Genomic DNA, 15928 nt, shown 5'->3' on the forward strand with positions numbered 1-15928 from the left:
GCCTCCGGTTCGGTGAGATGCGTCGCTGCTCCACACCTCACCCGGAGGCCTTCACCTGTGTCTAGAGCCGCTGCCTAACCTCCGTGGACAGAACACCTAGGGTGTGCCCGTGACGACGTTCTCCGCCGAGCTGGCCCGACAATTGCGTGGTGACGCGGGTCGCCCGTTCATCACGTTCTACGACCACGCCACCGACGAGCGGGTCGAGCTGTCGGTGACGACCTACGCCAACTGGGTGGCCAAGGCGGCGGGGCTGCTCGTCGAGGAGGGCGACCTCGAGCGCGGGATGCGGCTGCGCATCGACCTGCCCACCCACTGGCTCGCCCCGGTGTTCATGGCCGCCGCCTGGACGGTCGGGCTGGCGCTCACGGACGACGACGACCCGGACGCCGTCGTGTGCGATCCCGACACACTGGCCGACTGGGCCGAGCGGGCCGACGACCTGCCGGTGCTCGCGTGCAGCCTGCGCCCGCTCGGGGTGCGGTTCGCGGAGCCGGTCCCGGCCGGCGTGCACGACGTCGGCATCGAGATCTGGACCCAGCCCGACGCCTTCTCGCCGTGGGACCCGCCGACCGGCGACGACGTCGCGTGCGACCTCGAGGGCCTGCGCCGGACGCAGGGAGAACTGATGGAGGCGGCCGCCGCCGGGAGTCTCCTCACCGACGGCGGCCGTCTCTTCTCGGGGACGAACCCGGCTTCCCCACCGGGGATCGCCACCCTCACCGAACCGCTCGCACGCGGCGGTTCGCTGGTCCTGGTGCGACATCTCGCTGCCGAGCGGTCGCAGTCGACGTACGACGCTGAGCGCGCCACCCACCGGGTCTAGCCGGCGAGGTTGTAGGCCCCCATCCCCTCACCGAGGAAGCGCGGACGCGCGACCCCGGAACGGGTGCCGGAGTAGAGGTAGAGGTAGCCGGTGCTCGGCTGCCGCACGAGGTAGTCGCCGGCCCCCTTGGCCTTGATGTCGCTGACCGGGATCACCCAGTCGAAGGGCGTCAGGTCGGTGGGCAGCCCGGTGCGGGCCACCGAGCGTCCTGCCACCGCGCGGCCCGCGCTGATGGACGTGCCCGTGCCGGCGAAGACCGACAGCGCGCCGCCCGGGGGCGTGCCGAGCAGGTCCGGGAAGCCGTCGCCGGTCACGTCGCCCACGGCCGTGATCCCGGCGATGCCACCGAAGCCGGACCCGATCGCCGTCGGCGAGGCGAGCTGGCCTGCACCGTTGCCGCGGTAGAGCCACAGGCTGCCGTCGGTGCCGCGGGTGATCACGTCACCGGCACCGTCCCGGTCCCAGTCGCCGGCGTTGATGATCATGTCCGCGTCGGCGATGACCACGCCGGTGTCGATCGGGGCGCCCAGCTCGAAGGTGCCCTTGTGCGGCACGACGACCAGGCTGTTGCCCTTCACGCCCACCAGGTCGGGCGCGCCGTCACCGACGAGGCTGCCGGCCGACGTCAGCGAGCGCAGGGACCGCATGTTGGCCGCGGGACCCAGCGGCAGCGAGAAGGTGCCGTCACCGTGCGCGAGGTGGATGTAGACCTTGCCCTTGGCGCTGCGCGCGACCAGGTCGCCGCGCCCGTCGCCGTTGAAGTCGGCTCCGCCGGTGATCCGGTTGTACGCCGACCACGACCCGGGCACCGCGGAGCGGTCGCCGAACTTCCCCGTTCCCGAGCCGGCGTACGAGAAGAGCCGGCCCTTGGCGTCGCGGGCGAACACGTCGGGCGCACCGTCACTGTTCTGGTCACCGACACCGATCAGCTGGGTGTAGTTGCCCAGGCCCTTGCCGAGCACCGAGCGGAGGAAACCGCCCTTCTTCGTCCCGAGGAGGGCGACCATGCGGCCCTTGTGCCGGGCGACGAGGTCGTTGCGGCCGTCCTTGTTGAGATCGCCGACCGCCGTCATCAGCGTGTGGTCCTTCGTGGTCTTGACGACCTTGGAGGTGGCCTTGAACTTGCCGTTGCCCTTGCCGGGGCGGATCCGGAGCACGCCCTGCTTGCTGGTCGAGACCAGGTCGAGCACGCCGTCGCCGGTGACGTCGGGCGAGACCAGCACCTCGGGACGGTTGGCCCAGCCCTTGGCGGAGGTCACCGACGCCTTGCTGAACGACGTCAGGCCACCGGTGGGCAGGATGAGCGCGCGGTTGTCGGCGGCGCTGCGCACGACCATGTCGGGGTAGGCGGCTCCGACCAGGTTGGACTGCGGCGCCGGGTCGGTGATCTGGAGCGGCGGCGGCGGGGCCGGGGCTGCCGGTGCGGCCGAGGAGGCGTAGGCCCGGATGTTGGGGAGCTTGGCGTAGAGGTAGCGGCCGGGGCACGCGGTCTTGCCGGCGTCGCGGTGACCGCTGATCGCCTGGAACGTGGACTTGCCGACCTGCTGGGCGGTCGAGGCGGGGTTGACGCCGTTGATGGCGAGCTTCCAGGCGAAGAGCGCGCCGTAGGACTGCAGCATCACCTCGGGGGGCTGGACGACGTCGAAGTTCCCGATCGCCGACATCGCGAAGGAGTAGTCGTTGTAGCCGAGGGTGTGGGCGCCGACAACGTTCTTGTCGACGCCGCCGTAGCGGCCCTCCCAGATGCGACCGAACCGGTCGACGAGGAAGTTGTAGCCGATGTCGCTCCAGCCCCGGGACTTCACGTGGTAGGCGTAGATGCTGCGCATGATCGCCGGCACCTGGGCCTCGGTGTAGTCGTTGGCGTTGACCGTGTGGTGCACGAAGCCGGCGCTGACCGTGCCGTAGCGCAGCGACGACTTGTTGCGGATCGACTCGTCGGCGCCCCACTGGGCGCGGCTGTAGATGGTCGGCATGGCCGGAGCGGTGCGCGCCGCGCGGAGCGAGATGGCGCCCTCGCTGCGGTCCTCGAACTCCTCGTCGTAGGAACCCTGCGCCTGGCTGCCCGACTGGGTGCCGGACTCGGCCGGCGCCTCGGTCTCGGTGTCCTCGGCAGTGCCGGGCTCCACCACCGCGAGCTTGAGGTCGGCCGGCAGCGCGGTGGCGGTCTCGCCGTCGACCGCAGCCTTGACCTGGACGTCGTCGACGTCGCCGATGATCACCGGGTCGGTGCCCGGGCGGGCAGCGGCGGCTTCTGCCGTGTCCGCGTCGGGGGCGTGGTCGTCGTGGTAGTCGATCGTGCTCCAGCCGCTCCACGTGCCGTCCTGGCGCGTGCGGACGAGCACGGTGATGCCGCCCTCGGGGATCTCCTGGCCATGGGCCCACGTGACACCGACCGCGCCGTAGCCGGAGACGCTCTGCGGCCGGCTGGTCACGTGGTCAGCGGCGACCGAGCCGCGCATCAGCGTCGATCCGGCCAGCGGGCGGGCATCGCCGCTCTGCGTGGTCAGCGGCACCTCGGTGACCTCGGAGGGGACGGCCGCCGTCGGCACGGTGGCCGACGCCAGCGCGCCGGTCAGCGCCGGGGCGCCTCCCGGGGCGGGGGCTCCCACGATGTCGAGAGACAGGACACCTGCTGCCGGGGTGAGCACAGCAAGGACCACACCGAGGGCCAGCAGCTGCTGGCACGCAGTGACGAAACGGGCTTGAACAGGACGCATAAGTAACGACTCCAAGTGCGCGGGGAAGGTCACACAGGAAGCAACAATCACACCAGTCACTCTGGTTCGCCAGAGTTCGTGAGTAACTACAACGTTGTAATTTCCACTCGCCACGCCGATGACTTTGCGAAATGTCAAGTTTTGACGCTGATATTCGCACGCAACGACGCCGCGCGGGGTAGTTCAGTGAGGGTTGGTGGCCGTCAGGACGAAATCCGACGAACTCTCACTGAACTACCCCGCGCGGGGGTGACGTGGCGCGGCGACTCAGATGTCGGCGCCGAGCCCGTCGTCGGAGGAGGCCTTGCCACGCTCCTCGTCGTCATCGTCGTCGTAGTGCAGGAACGCGATGCCCTCCTCGACGTCGCCGTCGAAGGCGAGCTTGCCGTGGTCGAGGACGAGCACGCGGCTGCACAGGTTGCGCACGGAGCCGGGGGCGTGCGAGACGTAGAACATCGTCACGCCGGACTTCACGATCTCGTCCATGCGCTTCTTGCACTTGCGCTTGAACGGCCGGTCCCCCACGGCGAGGGCCTCGTCGGCGATGAAGATGTCGGCGTCGACGTTGATCGCGACCGCGAAGCCCAGGCGGGCCTTCATCCCCGAGGAGTAGTAGGCGACCTCGGTGTCGAGGAACTTGCCGAGGTCGGCGAAGTCGACGATCTCGTCGAACTTGCGCAGCGTCTCGTTGCGCGACATCCCGAGGATGGCGGCGTTGAGGAAAAGGTTGTCGCGCCCGGTCAGCTGCGGGTCGAAGCCCGCGCCGGTGGCGATCAGGCCGGCGATCCGGCCACGGGTCAGCACCGAGCCGGCGTCGGGACGCATCACGCCGCTGACGAGCTTGAGCAGGGTGGACTTGCCGGAGCCGTTGAGCCCCATCAGCCCGATCGCCTCGCCCTCCTGGACGGTGAAGGAGACGTCGTCGACGGCGTTGAAGACGTCGTGGGTCTTGCGTCCCCGTGCCTTCGCGAGCGCGAGCTGCTTGAGCGAGCGGTGGTAGGACATCGTGAACGACTTGGTGGCGTTCTCCACCTGGATCATCGTCGTCATCAGAGGCGCTCCGGGACCTTGGCCTCGAGGCGCGAGAAGAGCCGCTGGGCGAGCACGACGCCGACCAGGGCGATCAGCGTCATCACCAGGCCGCGGGTGTAGAGGTCGCCCGGCAGGTGCAGCGCCTGGGTGTAGGTCGGGTCGCTGGTGGTGCCGGTCCAGAACCCGCGCTGGATGAGCAGCACGGCCTCCGCCATCGGGTTGAAGAGGTAGTAGGAGGCGATCGGCTCGCCGAAGCGGTCCTGCACCAGCGTGTAGGGGTACATCATCGGCACGCTGAACGTGACGAACTGGGTCAGCGTCTGGGCGACCTTGCCGAAGTCGCGCATGAAGACGTTGGCCACGCTGAACACCAGGCCGAGCGCGAGCCCGAGGAGCGCCACGAGCAAGAAGCCGAGCAGCGCCGCGGCCATGCCGGCAGCGTCGGGCCGCCAGCCCAGCAGCACGCAGACGAACACCAGGATGACCATCATCGGGAAGGTGTGCCAGGCCGCCACGAGCATGCGGGCGACCGGGAACATCTCGCGGGGTACGGCGAGCTTGGTGATCAGCGACCGGTTCTGCACCAGCGACTGGGTGCCGCCGTTGAAGGTCTCGGTGAAGAAGTGCACCATCACCATGCCGGCGAACAGGTGCACGGCGAAGTTCTCCATGCCGGCACCACGACCGACCATCACCTGGAACAGGAAGTAGAACAGGCAGAAGCGGATCGCGGGCTGCAGGTAGCTCCAGGTCCACCCCAGCACCGTGCCCTGGTAGCGCGACTGGATGGTGTTGCGCACCAGCATCCGCAGCAGGTAGCGGCGGCGGACGACCTCAGCCAGACCCGTCGCCGCCGGCGGCACCAGCGGCAGCGCCTCCAGCTCCTCGGGGGTGCTGCGACGCCGTACCGGCGACGGTGAGCCTGTGGTCATTTCCACGGCTCGAAGGTCTTCTCCCACGCCTCCGGTGAAGTGATGTCGCCCAGGGCTGCGCGATATTCGGCGGCCAGGCGCGGCCACTCCCGCTGGAACTTCGCGTGGATCTCGACGGTGCGCTTCATCAGCTCGCGGAACTTCTCGGGGTCGCGCTGGTAGAGCGCGGCCGAGGTGCCGTCGGGCATCGAGACGACGGCCGAGTCGTAGCGAGCGATGCGGTACCACTTCGCGTCCATCGCCGGGATCTCGGCCTCGGGGTTGCGCTGCGCGGTCGGCCGCACCGACTTGAGCTGGCGCAGCGGCATCGTGGCCGCGCGGACCAGTAGCGACTTGCGGCTCGGCACCCCGGAGTCGTCCTTGCCCTTGCGCGGGGGCTTGTGGCGGCGTACGGCGGGGAAGCTGTCGGGATCGGCCTGCAGCTGGGCATCGGTGAACTGCTTGCGGAACGCGTTGACCTCGGCGAGCTTGCCGGGGAGCATCTCGTGCAGGCCGTAGGGACCCGCCAGCACGTCCTCGAGCGCCTTCAGCCGGAGCTCGACCGTGGAATATTGCATCGAGACCAGGTGGGCGACCTGGTGGTTGAGGCTCTCGCGCACCATGCGGCCGCCCCGCTCGTAGGCCGAATGGAGCAGCGCCGCCACGAACCGGTTGCGCTGGTGGAAGTAGGCCTGCCAGTCGAGGGCGTCGTTCTTGTCGGTCCACGGGATGTGCCAGACGGCCGCACCGGGGAGCGAGACGGTCGGGTAGCCGGCGGCCTTGGCGCGCAGGCCGTACTCGGAGTCGTCCCACTTGAGGAACAGTGGCAGGCTCAGCCCGATCTCCTCGAGCACCTGGCGCGGGATCAGGCACATGAACCAGCCGTTGTAGTCCACGTCGACGCGCTTGTGCAGCCAGCGCGTCGAGCGCAGGTTGCGGGCGCCGAAGTCCCAGTCCTGGAACACGCCGGGGGCCGAGAGCCACCAGAAGCGCCACGGCGTGATGACCTCGCCGAAGCTGTGCAGGCGGGTGCGGGCGTAGATGGAGAACATGTGGCCGCCCACGATCGTGGGGCGGCGGGCGAGGTCACCGAAGGTGATCGATCGGATGATGCCCTCGGGCTCGCAGATGACGTCGTCGTCCATCATCATCGCGTAGGTCGCGGTGCCCTTGCGGACCGACTCGAGCTGGCCGCGGGCGTAGCCGCCGGAACCACCGAGGTTGCCCTGGACGATCACGCGCAGCTTGTCGCCGAGCGCCTCGGCCGCCGCGGGGTAGAACTCGGAGTCCTGCATCAGCTGGGTGCCCTGCTCCATCACCATCACCTCGTCGAGGTAGGGACGGAGCTCGGGGGTGCTGCCCAGCTGACCGATGAGCTTGGCCACGAAGTCGGGCCGGTTCATGGTGGTGATGCAGAGGTCGACGGTGCCGTGATCGGCGCGGTCCTCGGGGACCTCGGCGGTCCACTCGGCCGAGCGGACGACCACGTCGTGCTCGCCGGCGACGACGTCGTACCAGTACCAGCCGCCGTCCACGAAGGGCTTGAGCGGCAGCTCGAAGACGAAGGTCGAGCTCTCCTCCGAGCCCGTGGTCACGGTCTCGACGCGCTGCGAGCGGCCGTTGGCCATCGAGCGGTAGACGGTGACGGTCGCCCCGGCACCCTCGATCTTCAGGGTCAGCGTGACGTCGGTGACGATGGTGTAGCGCCGCCAGTAGGACGCCGGGAACGCGTTGAAGTAGGACCCGAAGGAGATCCGCTGCTCCATCGGCAGGTGCAGCGCCTCGCGGTCGAGGATCTGGTCGGGGTGGATGCTCACCCCGGTCGAGGTCGACTGGCGCATCTGGGCGCTGTTGAGGTCCTGGGCCGCCCGGCTCGATCCGACCTCGTACTTGTCGGCGTCGAGGACCGCGGCCTCCGGGTCGACGTACAACCGGAAGACGTCGGTGTCGCCGTCGATCGGCAGGACCTGTCGCTGGAGCAGACGGGTCACCGTCGCTGCCGCGCTGTGCTTGGGCTTGGTGGCGGTCGTCGTCATTCGTCCACTCCTCCGCTCGTGAGCGGCACTCCGTCGACGAAGTGCGGCTTGAGCTTGTTGTCGAACATCGACAGCGCCGACCCGATGGCCATGTGCATGTCGAGGTACTTGTAGGTGCCGAGTCGACCACCGAAGAGCACCAGCGGCTCCTTCTTGGCCAGGTCGCGGTACTTCAGCAGCTTCGCGCGGTCGTCGGCGGTGTTGATCGGGTAATAGGGCTCGTCGTCGTCCTCGGCGAACCGGCTGTACTCGTGGACCACGATGGACTTGCCGGGCAGGTAGGTGCGCTCGGGGTGCAGGTGCTTGAACTCGAGCACGCGGGTGAACGGGACGTCCGGGTCGTTGGCGTTGACGACGCCGGTGCCCTGGTAGTCGTCGACGTCGACGGTCTCCTGCACGAGGTCGACCGTGCGCCACGACAGGCGGCCCTCGGAGTTGTCGAAGTATTCGTCGACCGGGCCGGTGTAGACGACCGGCACCTTGCCCTTGAACTCGTCCTGCACGTCGAACCAGTCGGTGTCGACACGCACCTCGATGTTGGGGTGGTCGGCCATCTTGTTGAGCCACGCGGCATAGCCCTCGGTGGGCAGGCCCTCGTAGGTGTCGTTGAACCAGCCGTCGGCGAACGTGTAGCGGACCGGGAGGCGCGTGATGATGTCGGCACTCAGCTCGGTCGGGTCGGTCTGCCACTGCTTGGCGGTGTAGCCCTTGATGAACGCCTCGTAGAGCGGGCGCCCGATCAGGCTGATCGCCTTCTCCTCGAGGTTGCTGGCCGTCGCGGTGTCGAACTCGCTGGCCTGCTCGGCGATCAGGGCGCGCGCCTCGTCGGGGGTGTGGGCCTTGCCGAAGAACTGGTTGATCAGGCCGAGGTTCATCGGCAGCGAGTAGACCTGCCCCTTGTACTTGCCGAAGACCCGGTGCCGGTAGTTCGTGAACGTCGTGAAGCGGTTGACGTACGCCCACACCCGCTCGTTCGACGTGTGGAAGAGGTGGGTGCCGTACTTGTGCACCTCGATCCCGGTCTCCTCGTCGATCTCGCTGTAGGCGTTGCCACCGAGGTGGTAGCGCCGCTCGAGCACCAGGACCTTGAGGCCGAGCTCGGTGGCGCAGCGTTCGGCGATGGTGAGGCCGAAGAAACCGGATCCGACGACGACGAGGTCTGGCTGGGAAATCGAGCCCTGGGACAAGGGGGTTACTCCTGAGGTGTGGACGTGCCGGAAAGTCAGGCGCCGCGAGTCTAGCGAGGAGGTGCGGCGGATCCGGAAAGGCTGCGCATCCCCCGTGCCGACCGAATGGCCCGGATCACGTTGCCCGCCTCGCCGCGACCGCCGCGGACCGGGCTGAGCAGCACGACGACGACCATGATGAGCCACGGCTTGAGGCGGACGAGCACGTTGTCGCCGTACCGGAAGTGCACGACGAACAGGTTGCGGAACATGTAGAAGCCCTTCCAGCCAGCCATGTCGTGCTGCTGGTTGAAGTCGAGCTGGCGGACGAGCCGCGCGTCGCGCACGGCCCAGATGCGGAACCCGGCCCGGCGGGCGCGGATCGCGAAGTCGACGTCGTCGTAGAAGATGAAGAACTCCGGGTCGGGGAAGCCGATGGCCGTCACCACCTCGCGGCGCACCATGAAGCCCTCGAAGGCGACGTTCTCGACCTCGACGCGCTCCGGCAGGTCCGCCCGGGTGGCGTACGTCGAGTCGACACTCGCCGTCTTGGGCCGGATGGCCAGGGGGTTGGCCAGGTCGAAGCGAATGGCCGCCTTCTCCACGAGGTTGCCGTCGAGGTCGTCGCGCACCGCCATCAGGCAGGCCTCGTCGGTCGCCATCAGCACCGCGAGGCAGTCCGGGTCGGGCACCACGTCGTCGTCCATCAGCCAGATGCGGTCCCAGCCGGCGTCGTACGCCGCTCGCATCCCGACATGGAAACCGCCGGCGCCGCCGAGGTTGCTCTCGGTGGTGGTGACGTGGAGGGGCAGGTCGGTGCGGGCGTCGAGCACCGAGCGCGTGTGGTCGGTGCTGGCGTTGTCGATGACGATCACCGCATCGGGCAGGTGCGTCTGGGCAGCGAGCCCGTCGAGCATGCCGACCAGCAGGTCGGCCCGGTTGTAGGTGACGATCACGACCGCCACGGTCTCGCTGGTCACGTCAGGAACCTCTCGTGGCCGTCGTACTCCCCCGCCAACCCGTCCCGCATCGCGCGGGCGCTGAGCTTGAGCCGGGCCAGGCTGGGCCTGGTGAACGTGTAGAACCAGATGGTCTTCGCCACGAACGCCAGCGCGTGCAGCGGACCCCGGTAGTCACGGAGGTTGACGAGGTTGTTGCGAGCCATGCAGTAGTGCTTGAGCTCGCTCGGGCTGTGGTTGTAGGTCGTGCGGCCGAACGCCATCGGCGTGCCGAGCTCGCCCACGCTGGGGTGTCGCACGACCGCGTCGGTCACCGTCGCGACGCGGGCGCCTGCCTCGCGGGCTCGCCACAGGTATTCGACGTCGTCACCCCAGATGAAGAACTCCTCGCGGGGCAGCCCGATCCGGTCGACGAGCTCGCGGGTGACGAGCACCCCGTTGAAGGGGATGACGATGTCGGCCAGCACGCCGTCCCGGTCCTTGGCCCGGACCTGCGCCACGGTGCGCAGCGCGGTCGGGCTGCCGGGCGGGCGGACCGGGAAGACGAGGGTGTCGCTGTCCTCCTCGTCCACGACGAGCGGGCCCCAGAAGTCGTAGTCGTGCTCGAGCAGCCGTGCGAGGCAGTCGCGGTCGGGCAGGCCGTCGTCGTCCATCAGCCAGACCAGGTCGGCATCGCGATCGAGGGCCCAGCCGAGGCCGTCGTGGAAGCCGCCCGCGCCGCCGCGGTTGCGCTCGAGGGTGCGCGCCAGCACCGGGGTCTCCCCCGTCGTCGGGACGCCGGCCAGCCAGGCGCCCGTGCCGTCGGTCGAGGCGTTGTCGATCACCAGCACCTCGTCGAGCCCGGCGACCTCGCCCAGCCGCTCGACCAGCCGTTGCACGAGGGCGAGCCGGTTGAAGGTGACGACGACCGCTACGACGCGTCGATCCGGTCCGTGGGCCACGCCGTACACCCTAGGGTCAGCAGACCGATCCGAGGTCGTCGGCCTGGTTCGCGGCGTAGCCCTCCTTGAGCGAGCCCAGGGAACCACCCGTGACAGGCGGCGTCGCGGTCGGCGTGGCTGCCGGTGCCTTGGTGCCGGCGCCGCCCTCGGCCGGCGCCGCAGCGACGTCCTCGGTGGCCGGTGTCGGCGTCTCACCCTCGGCCCGGTCGATCGCGTCGGCCACCATCGCGTGCACGACGTCGATGTCGGGGTCGGCCGTGACGACCTTCGGCGGCACGAGGCTGACGGTGCCGATCTTCTGCGACTTGGCCTTGATCGCCAGGTCGAGGAAGCGGTCGACCTCGCTCTTCGGCACGTTGGTCGAGATCATCTGCGACGACGCCGCGGCGATCTTGGAGAAGTTCCGCAGGGCGTCCTGGGGGCTGATCTGCTGGAGCATGGCGTTCATGACGCACTTCTGGCGCGCCATCCGCGAGTAGTCGTCCGAGCCGTCGCGGGCCCGGGCGAACCACAGTGTGTCCATGCCGTCGAGCTTGCGCGTGCCGGGCTCGATGAAGCGGTAGAAGTCGTCGGAGGGCAGCCCCACGGGGATCCGGTCGCGGACGGTCAGCGTGACGCCGCCGACGGCGTCGACGAGGCTGCGGAAGCCGGCGAGGTTGACCATCGACCAGTAGTTGATCTCCAGGCCGGTGATGCCCTCCACGGCCATCACGGTCGCGTCGACACCGGGTGTCCTGGAGCCCTTGAACAGGTCGGTGTGGTCGCCGGCCCAGGTGCTGACGCCGTTGAGGTAGCAGTCGTCGCAGTCGAAGCCCTTCGGGAACTGCTCGGCCATGACCGAGCCCTCGGCGAAGGGGAAGTTGGCCATGTTGCGCGGCAGGCCGACCAGCACGGTCTTGCCGGTGCGCGCGTCGATGCTGGCCACGGTCAGCGAGTCGGGGCGCAGCCCCCAGCGTCCCGCGCCGGCGTCCCCGCCGAGCAGCAGCACGTTGAAGCGACCGTCGTGGGCGCCGACGACGTCGCCGTCCCCGAACATCGTGATCATGAAGTTTCGCTGCACGCCGGCCATGTGGGCACCGAAGAGCAGCGCCGCGACCACGGAGAAGCAGAGGACACCGTTGACACCGACCACGGCGAGCCGGTGCTGGCGCTGCAGGCCGAGCGGCTGCCCGAGTCGCCAGGCGTCCATGAACAGCAGCGCCCAGCCGACGGCGAGCGCCATCAGCACGATCCGCACCAGTCCGAGCACCCAGGTGTTGGAGATCGCCCAGAAGGCGAAGCCGTGCGAGAAGTAGGAGATGACGACCGACAGCAGCCCCGTCGCGATCAGTCCGAGCCAGACGCGCATCGCGATGCGGCCCACCCGTCTGTTGCCGGCGACGAGCTGGGCGGAGCCGGGGACCAGCACGGTCATGACCATCAGCGCGACGGCGCGGCGGAAGCGGACGCGCTGCGCGCGGTCCAGGGTCGTGAACCGGGCGACCTGCGACCCGGGGGAAGATGCGGGCGGCATCAGGGTGCTCCTCTGCTGGGGGAAGTCAGCAGAGCCAGTATCACCAGTCACACGCGTTACATGCGGGTCCGACGCGCCGTGATCCTCAGGTCACGAGTCGCGACCCTGCTCGATCTCCATCTTGCGGGCGAGGCGGTGGGCCCGGCGGATCTCGGCCTCGCGCTGGCGACGGACCTCGGTCGGCGTCTCGGTGATCAGGTCGGGCACGGGCCGCGACTCCCCGGACTCGTCGATCGCGACGAAGACGAAGTAGGCGCTGGCGACATGCACCGGTTCGTCGGTGGCGTTGCCGAAGGGCTGAGCCTCCACGCGCACCCCGATCTCCATCGACGAGCGGCCGGCCCAGTTCACCTCGGCGTACGTCCTGATGATGTCGCCGACGTGCACGGGCCGCAGGAAGGTCATCTCGTCCATCGCCGCCGTGACCGCGGGACCGTCGCTGTGCCGGAACGCCACCGCGCCCGCTGTCGAGTCGGCCAGCTTCATGATGTCGCCACCGTGGACGTTGCCGAGCACGTTGGCGTTCGTGGAGCTGGCGACGATGGCCAGGGACACTCGCGAGAAGGACACCGGACGCGCGGTGAGCGGTTCACTCATGCCGGCACGGTAGCGTCTCGCGCATGGCTGAACGTCCCCCCGGGAAGGGTGGTCCCGAGGAGGGCACCCCCGAATACGACTGGCTCTACGGCTCCCGCGGCACCGCGCGCCCTGACGACGCGACCCGCATGGTCCCCCAGCAGGACCGAGCAGGAGAGCGTCCCGACGAGACCCGCATCATGCCGGCACAGCCGCGAGCGACGCCGCGTACGCCGCCGGCTACTCCGGCACCGAAGCCCGCCCGCACCCGTCGACGCCCACGCTTCCGCTTCGGGTTCGTGAAGCTGGCCCTGCTGCTGTGGCTGGTCTTCATGGTCGCCGTACCCTTCTGGGCCTGGTCCAACATCGACAAGGTCGACGCGGAGCCCAGCGGCGCACGGCCCGACGACCAGCCCGGCACCAACTACCTCATCGTCGGATCCGACAAGGCCGACGACCTCACCGCCGAGCAGCAGAAAGCGCTCGGGACCGGGCCGCGGGGCGGCACCAACACCGACACGATCATCGTCCTGCACACCGGCTCCGGGGCCGACACCCGGATGTCGATCCCCCGCGACACGCTGGCCGAGGTGCCGGGACACGGGACGCAGATGATCAACGCGGCGTTCTCCCTGGGCAAGGCTCCCCTGCTGGTCGCCAGCGTCGAGAAGCTGACCGGCATCCACATCGACCACTACGTCGAGCTCGGCTTCGGCAGCGTCATCAACACCGTCGACGCCCTCGGCGGCATCGAGATCTGCCCCAAGACCGACATGGACGACCCCCGCGCCCGGCTCGACATCAAGAAGGGCTGCCAGGAGGTCGACGGCGAGACGGCGCTGGCCTACTCCCGCTCGCGCTACGTCAGCGCGCTCAGCGACCTCGACCGCGTCGGTCGCCAGGGTGAGGTCATCGGCGCCCTGGGCGCCGAGGCCAAGTCGCCGTGGACCTTCCTCAACCCCGTCCGCTACTGGCGCCTCACCGACGCCTCGGCCAAGGCCATCCGCATCGACGAGGACATGGGCCCGATCTCGCTGGGCCGCTTCGCCCTGGCGATGACCGGCGACAGCCGCACGTGCACCATGCCCAACATGGCGGCACCCAGTGACCCCAACCGGATCGTCGCCGATCCCGACCGGGCGCCGGCGGTCTTCAAGGCGATCATCAACGACGACGCCGTCCCCAAGTCCCTCTGCACCCCGACCGGGAGGGCCCGCCAGTGACCTACGAGACCCTCACCGTCGAGACCGACGACGACGGCGTCACCCTGCTGACGCTGTCGCGGCCCGAGGCGATGAACTCGTTCACGGTCACGATGGCCCGCGAGCTGGAGGCGTTCTTCCTGGCCGCTGCCGCGGACGACGAGATCAAGGCCGTCGTGGTGACCGGGGCCGGCAAGGCGTTCTGTGCCGGCATGGACCTCTCGGCCGAGGGCAACGTCTTCGGCCTCGACGAGTCCCTCTCCCCCACGGCCGCCGACCTGCGCGAGCACCTCGGCGAGGAGCCCTGGCAGACCGGGGTCCGCGACACCGGCGGCAAGGTCACGCTGGCCATCCACGCCTGCCCCAAGCCGGTGATCGCGGCGATCAACGGCGCCGCTGTCGGCATCGGCGCGACGATGACGCTGGCGATGGACATCCGGCTCGCCTCGAGCCGGGCCCGGATCGGCTTCGTGTTCGGCCGGCTCGGCATCGTTCCCGAGGCCTGCTCCTCGTGGTTCCTGCCGCGCATCGTCGGCACCCAGCAAGCGCTGGAGTGGGTCTACTCGGCCGACATCCTGACCGCCGAGCAGGCACTGGCCGGTCGCCTGCTGCGCTCGGTCCACGAGCCCGACGACCTCGTCCCGGCCGCCCTCGCGCTGGCCCGCTCGTTCGTCGTCGACCGCTCCCCCGTCGCGCTGGCCCTGGCCAAGCGCCTCATCTACGCCGGCACCGCCGCGCCCCATCCGCTCGACGCCCACATCGCCGACTCACTGGCGATGTTCCACACCTCGATCGGGGACGGCAAGGAGGGCGTGGCCGCCTTCCGCGAGAAGCGTGCGCCCGAGTTCACCGGCCGCGCGTCCGACCTGCCGGAGATCTTCTGAGGCTCTGCCTCTTGAACCTCGTGTTCACTCGTGTCTACTATCGCGATATATCGCAATAGGTTGGCGATATCCTGACGACTGACGTGACGAGGGAGACGAGCATGGGACACAGACACGGCCCTTGGGACCAGCGGTTCGGACACGGCGGTCCCCCGCCCTGGGTGCAGGGCCTCCTCGGCTGGGGCGGCGCACCCGGCGCGACGCCGAGCAGCCCCGGTCCACGAGCCAAGCGCGGCGACGTTCGCCTCGCGATCCTCTCCGTGGTCGCCGAGGCCGCCCGCCGGGAGGAGCCGATCAACGGCTACCAGGTCATCCAGCAGATCGCCGAGCGCAGCGACGGCGCGTGGCGACCCAGCCCCGGCTCGGTCTACCCGACCATCCAGCAGCTCCAGGACGAGGGCCTCGTCGAGGCCGACGACGCCCGGGGTCGCCGGACCCTGCAGCTCACGGCCGAGGGTCAGGCGTACGTCGCCGCGCACACCACCGACCTGGAGGCCGTGTGGGCGCCGTACGAACGCGCCACGCAGCGCGCCACGACCGGGACCTCCGGCGACCTCAAGTCCGAGATCGGACAGATGATGAGCGCGGTGTGGCAGATCGTCACCCAGGGCTCCGACGCCCAGCGCAAGGCCGCGATCGGCGTGCTCGTCGACACCCGGCGAGCGCTCTACGGCATCCTCGCGGACGGAGCGGCGCCGACCGGTCGTGGCCCCGACGGCGCTGACGAGCCCGACGACGGGAGCCTGTGATGGAGCCGCGCATCGGCGACGCCGAGCGGGACGTCGCGACCGCCCGGCTGGGCGACCACTTCGCCGCCGGTCGCCTCGACCACGACGAGTACGACGAGCGGCTGGACGCCATCTGGTCGGCACGCACCGGCGCGGACCTCGACCAGGTGTTCTGGGACCTGCCCCGGGCCGTGGCCCCGGTCGCGCCCCCGGTCGTGCAGCGACGCCCCCGCGACTGGCGGACCCCGGCGTGGGCGCTCGCGCTCGGCGCCGTACTGCTGATGGCAGCGCTCGGCGTCGACTGGTGGGTCTGGCTGATCGCCCTGGTGATCTTCCTGAAGCGACCCTGGGCACGCGGGCACCGCCTCCACGGCCACTGCCTCAACGCCGCGAATGGGCACAACAGCCACGTCACCCGCTCACGCGCATGAGAG

The 15928-nt window shown here is 69.6% G+C and carries 14 protein-coding genes; 5 read left to right on the forward strand and 9 right to left on the reverse strand.

Features of this window, described 5'->3' with window-relative positions; genetic code table 11:
• Window positions 1-109: 109 nt before the first annotated feature.
• Window positions 110-826, forward strand: coding sequence for a TIGR03089 family protein (locus tag C9J87_RS11780; protein ID WP_107705622.1), 717 nt, complete (start codon window positions 110-112; stop codon window positions 824-826).
• On the opposite strand, the gene C9J87_RS11785 is transcribed toward C9J87_RS11780, so the two are convergent.
• The 9 genes from C9J87_RS11785 to C9J87_RS11825 all read right to left on the reverse strand — a co-directional run bounded on the left by C9J87_RS11785 (window position 823) and on the right by C9J87_RS11825 (window position 12701).
• On the reverse strand, window positions 823-3546 hold the full coding sequence (locus C9J87_RS11785) for an FG-GAP-like repeat-containing protein (RefSeq protein WP_107705623.1): 2724 nt from the start codon (window positions 3544-3546) through the stop codon (window positions 823-825). The two genes, C9J87_RS11780 and C9J87_RS11785, sit on opposite strands and share 4 nt — an antisense overlap.
• 267 nt (window positions 3547-3813) lie before the next feature.
• A complete protein-coding gene (locus tag C9J87_RS11790; RefSeq protein WP_010833826.1) occupies window positions 3814-4596 on the reverse strand; it encodes an ABC transporter ATP-binding protein in 783 nt (260 codons plus the stop codon).
• Window positions 4596-5510, reverse strand: a complete 915-nt coding sequence (locus C9J87_RS11795) for an ABC transporter permease (RefSeq protein ID WP_010833827.1) — start codon at window positions 5508-5510, stop codon at window positions 4596-4598. The genes C9J87_RS11790 and C9J87_RS11795 overlap by 1 nt, the downstream gene beginning before the upstream one ends.
• Window positions 5507-7525, reverse strand: coding sequence for a glycosyltransferase (locus C9J87_RS11800; protein ID WP_107705624.1), 2019 nt, complete (start codon window positions 7523-7525; stop codon window positions 5507-5509). Before C9J87_RS11800 ends, C9J87_RS11795 begins: the two co-directional genes overlap by 4 nt.
• Window positions 7522-8712: a UDP-galactopyranose mutase gene (gene glf, locus C9J87_RS11805; protein ID WP_010833829.1), complete on the reverse strand. Its 1191-nt coding sequence runs from the start codon at window positions 8710-8712 to the stop codon at window positions 7522-7524. The genes C9J87_RS11800 and glf overlap by 4 nt, the downstream gene beginning before the upstream one ends.
• 50 nt (window positions 8713-8762) lie before the next feature.
• Window positions 8763-9671 carry a glycosyltransferase family 2 protein gene (locus C9J87_RS11810; RefSeq protein ID WP_107705625.1) on the reverse strand — a complete coding sequence of 303 codons (909 nt, stop codon included), beginning with the start codon at window positions 9669-9671 and terminating at the stop codon, window positions 8763-8765.
• Complete coding sequence (locus C9J87_RS11815) at window positions 9668-10591, reverse strand: glycosyltransferase family 2 protein (protein ID WP_107705684.1); 924 nt, start codon at window positions 10589-10591, stop codon at window positions 9668-9670. The genes C9J87_RS11810 and C9J87_RS11815 overlap by 4 nt, the downstream gene beginning before the upstream one ends.
• 16 nt (window positions 10592-10607) lie before the next feature.
• On the reverse strand, window positions 10608-12104 hold the full coding sequence (locus C9J87_RS11820) for an LCP family protein (RefSeq protein ID WP_107705626.1): 1497 nt from the start codon (window positions 12102-12104) through the stop codon (window positions 10608-10610).
• A gap of 90 nt (window positions 12105-12194) precedes the next feature.
• Window positions 12195-12701 (reverse strand): acyl-CoA thioesterase, encoded by a 507-nt coding sequence (locus tag C9J87_RS11825; protein ID WP_107705627.1) that lies wholly within the window; start codon window positions 12699-12701, stop codon window positions 12195-12197.
• Between the two features lie 23 nt (window positions 12702-12724).
• Here C9J87_RS11825 and C9J87_RS11830 point away from each other — a divergent pair, with 23 nt between their 5' ends.
• The 4 genes from C9J87_RS11830 (at window position 12725) to C9J87_RS11845 (ending at window position 15925) form a co-directional block, all read left to right on the forward strand.
• Entirely contained in the window at window positions 12725-13903 is a 1179-nt protein-coding gene (locus tag C9J87_RS11830) for an LCP family protein (protein ID WP_107705628.1), read from the forward strand.
• Window positions 13900-14766: a crotonase/enoyl-CoA hydratase family protein gene (locus C9J87_RS11835; protein ID WP_107705629.1), complete on the forward strand. Its 867-nt coding sequence runs from the start codon at window positions 13900-13902 to the stop codon at window positions 14764-14766. The genes C9J87_RS11830 and C9J87_RS11835 overlap by 4 nt, the downstream gene beginning before the upstream one ends.
• A 101-nt stretch (window positions 14767-14867) precedes the next feature.
• Entirely contained in the window at window positions 14868-15515 is a 648-nt protein-coding gene (locus C9J87_RS11840) for a PadR family transcriptional regulator (RefSeq protein ID WP_107705630.1), read from the forward strand.
• On the forward strand, window positions 15515-15925 hold the full coding sequence (locus tag C9J87_RS11845) for a DUF1707 SHOCT-like domain-containing protein (RefSeq protein WP_010833837.1): 411 nt from the start codon (window positions 15515-15517) through the stop codon (window positions 15923-15925). Before C9J87_RS11840 ends, C9J87_RS11845 begins: the two co-directional genes overlap by 1 nt.
• Window positions 15926-15928 lie beyond the last annotated feature (3 nt).

Source organism: Nocardioides allogilvus, from assembly GCF_003047285.1.
GTDB lineage: Bacteria > Actinomycetota > Actinomycetes > Propionibacteriales > Nocardioidaceae > Nocardioides > Nocardioides allogilvus.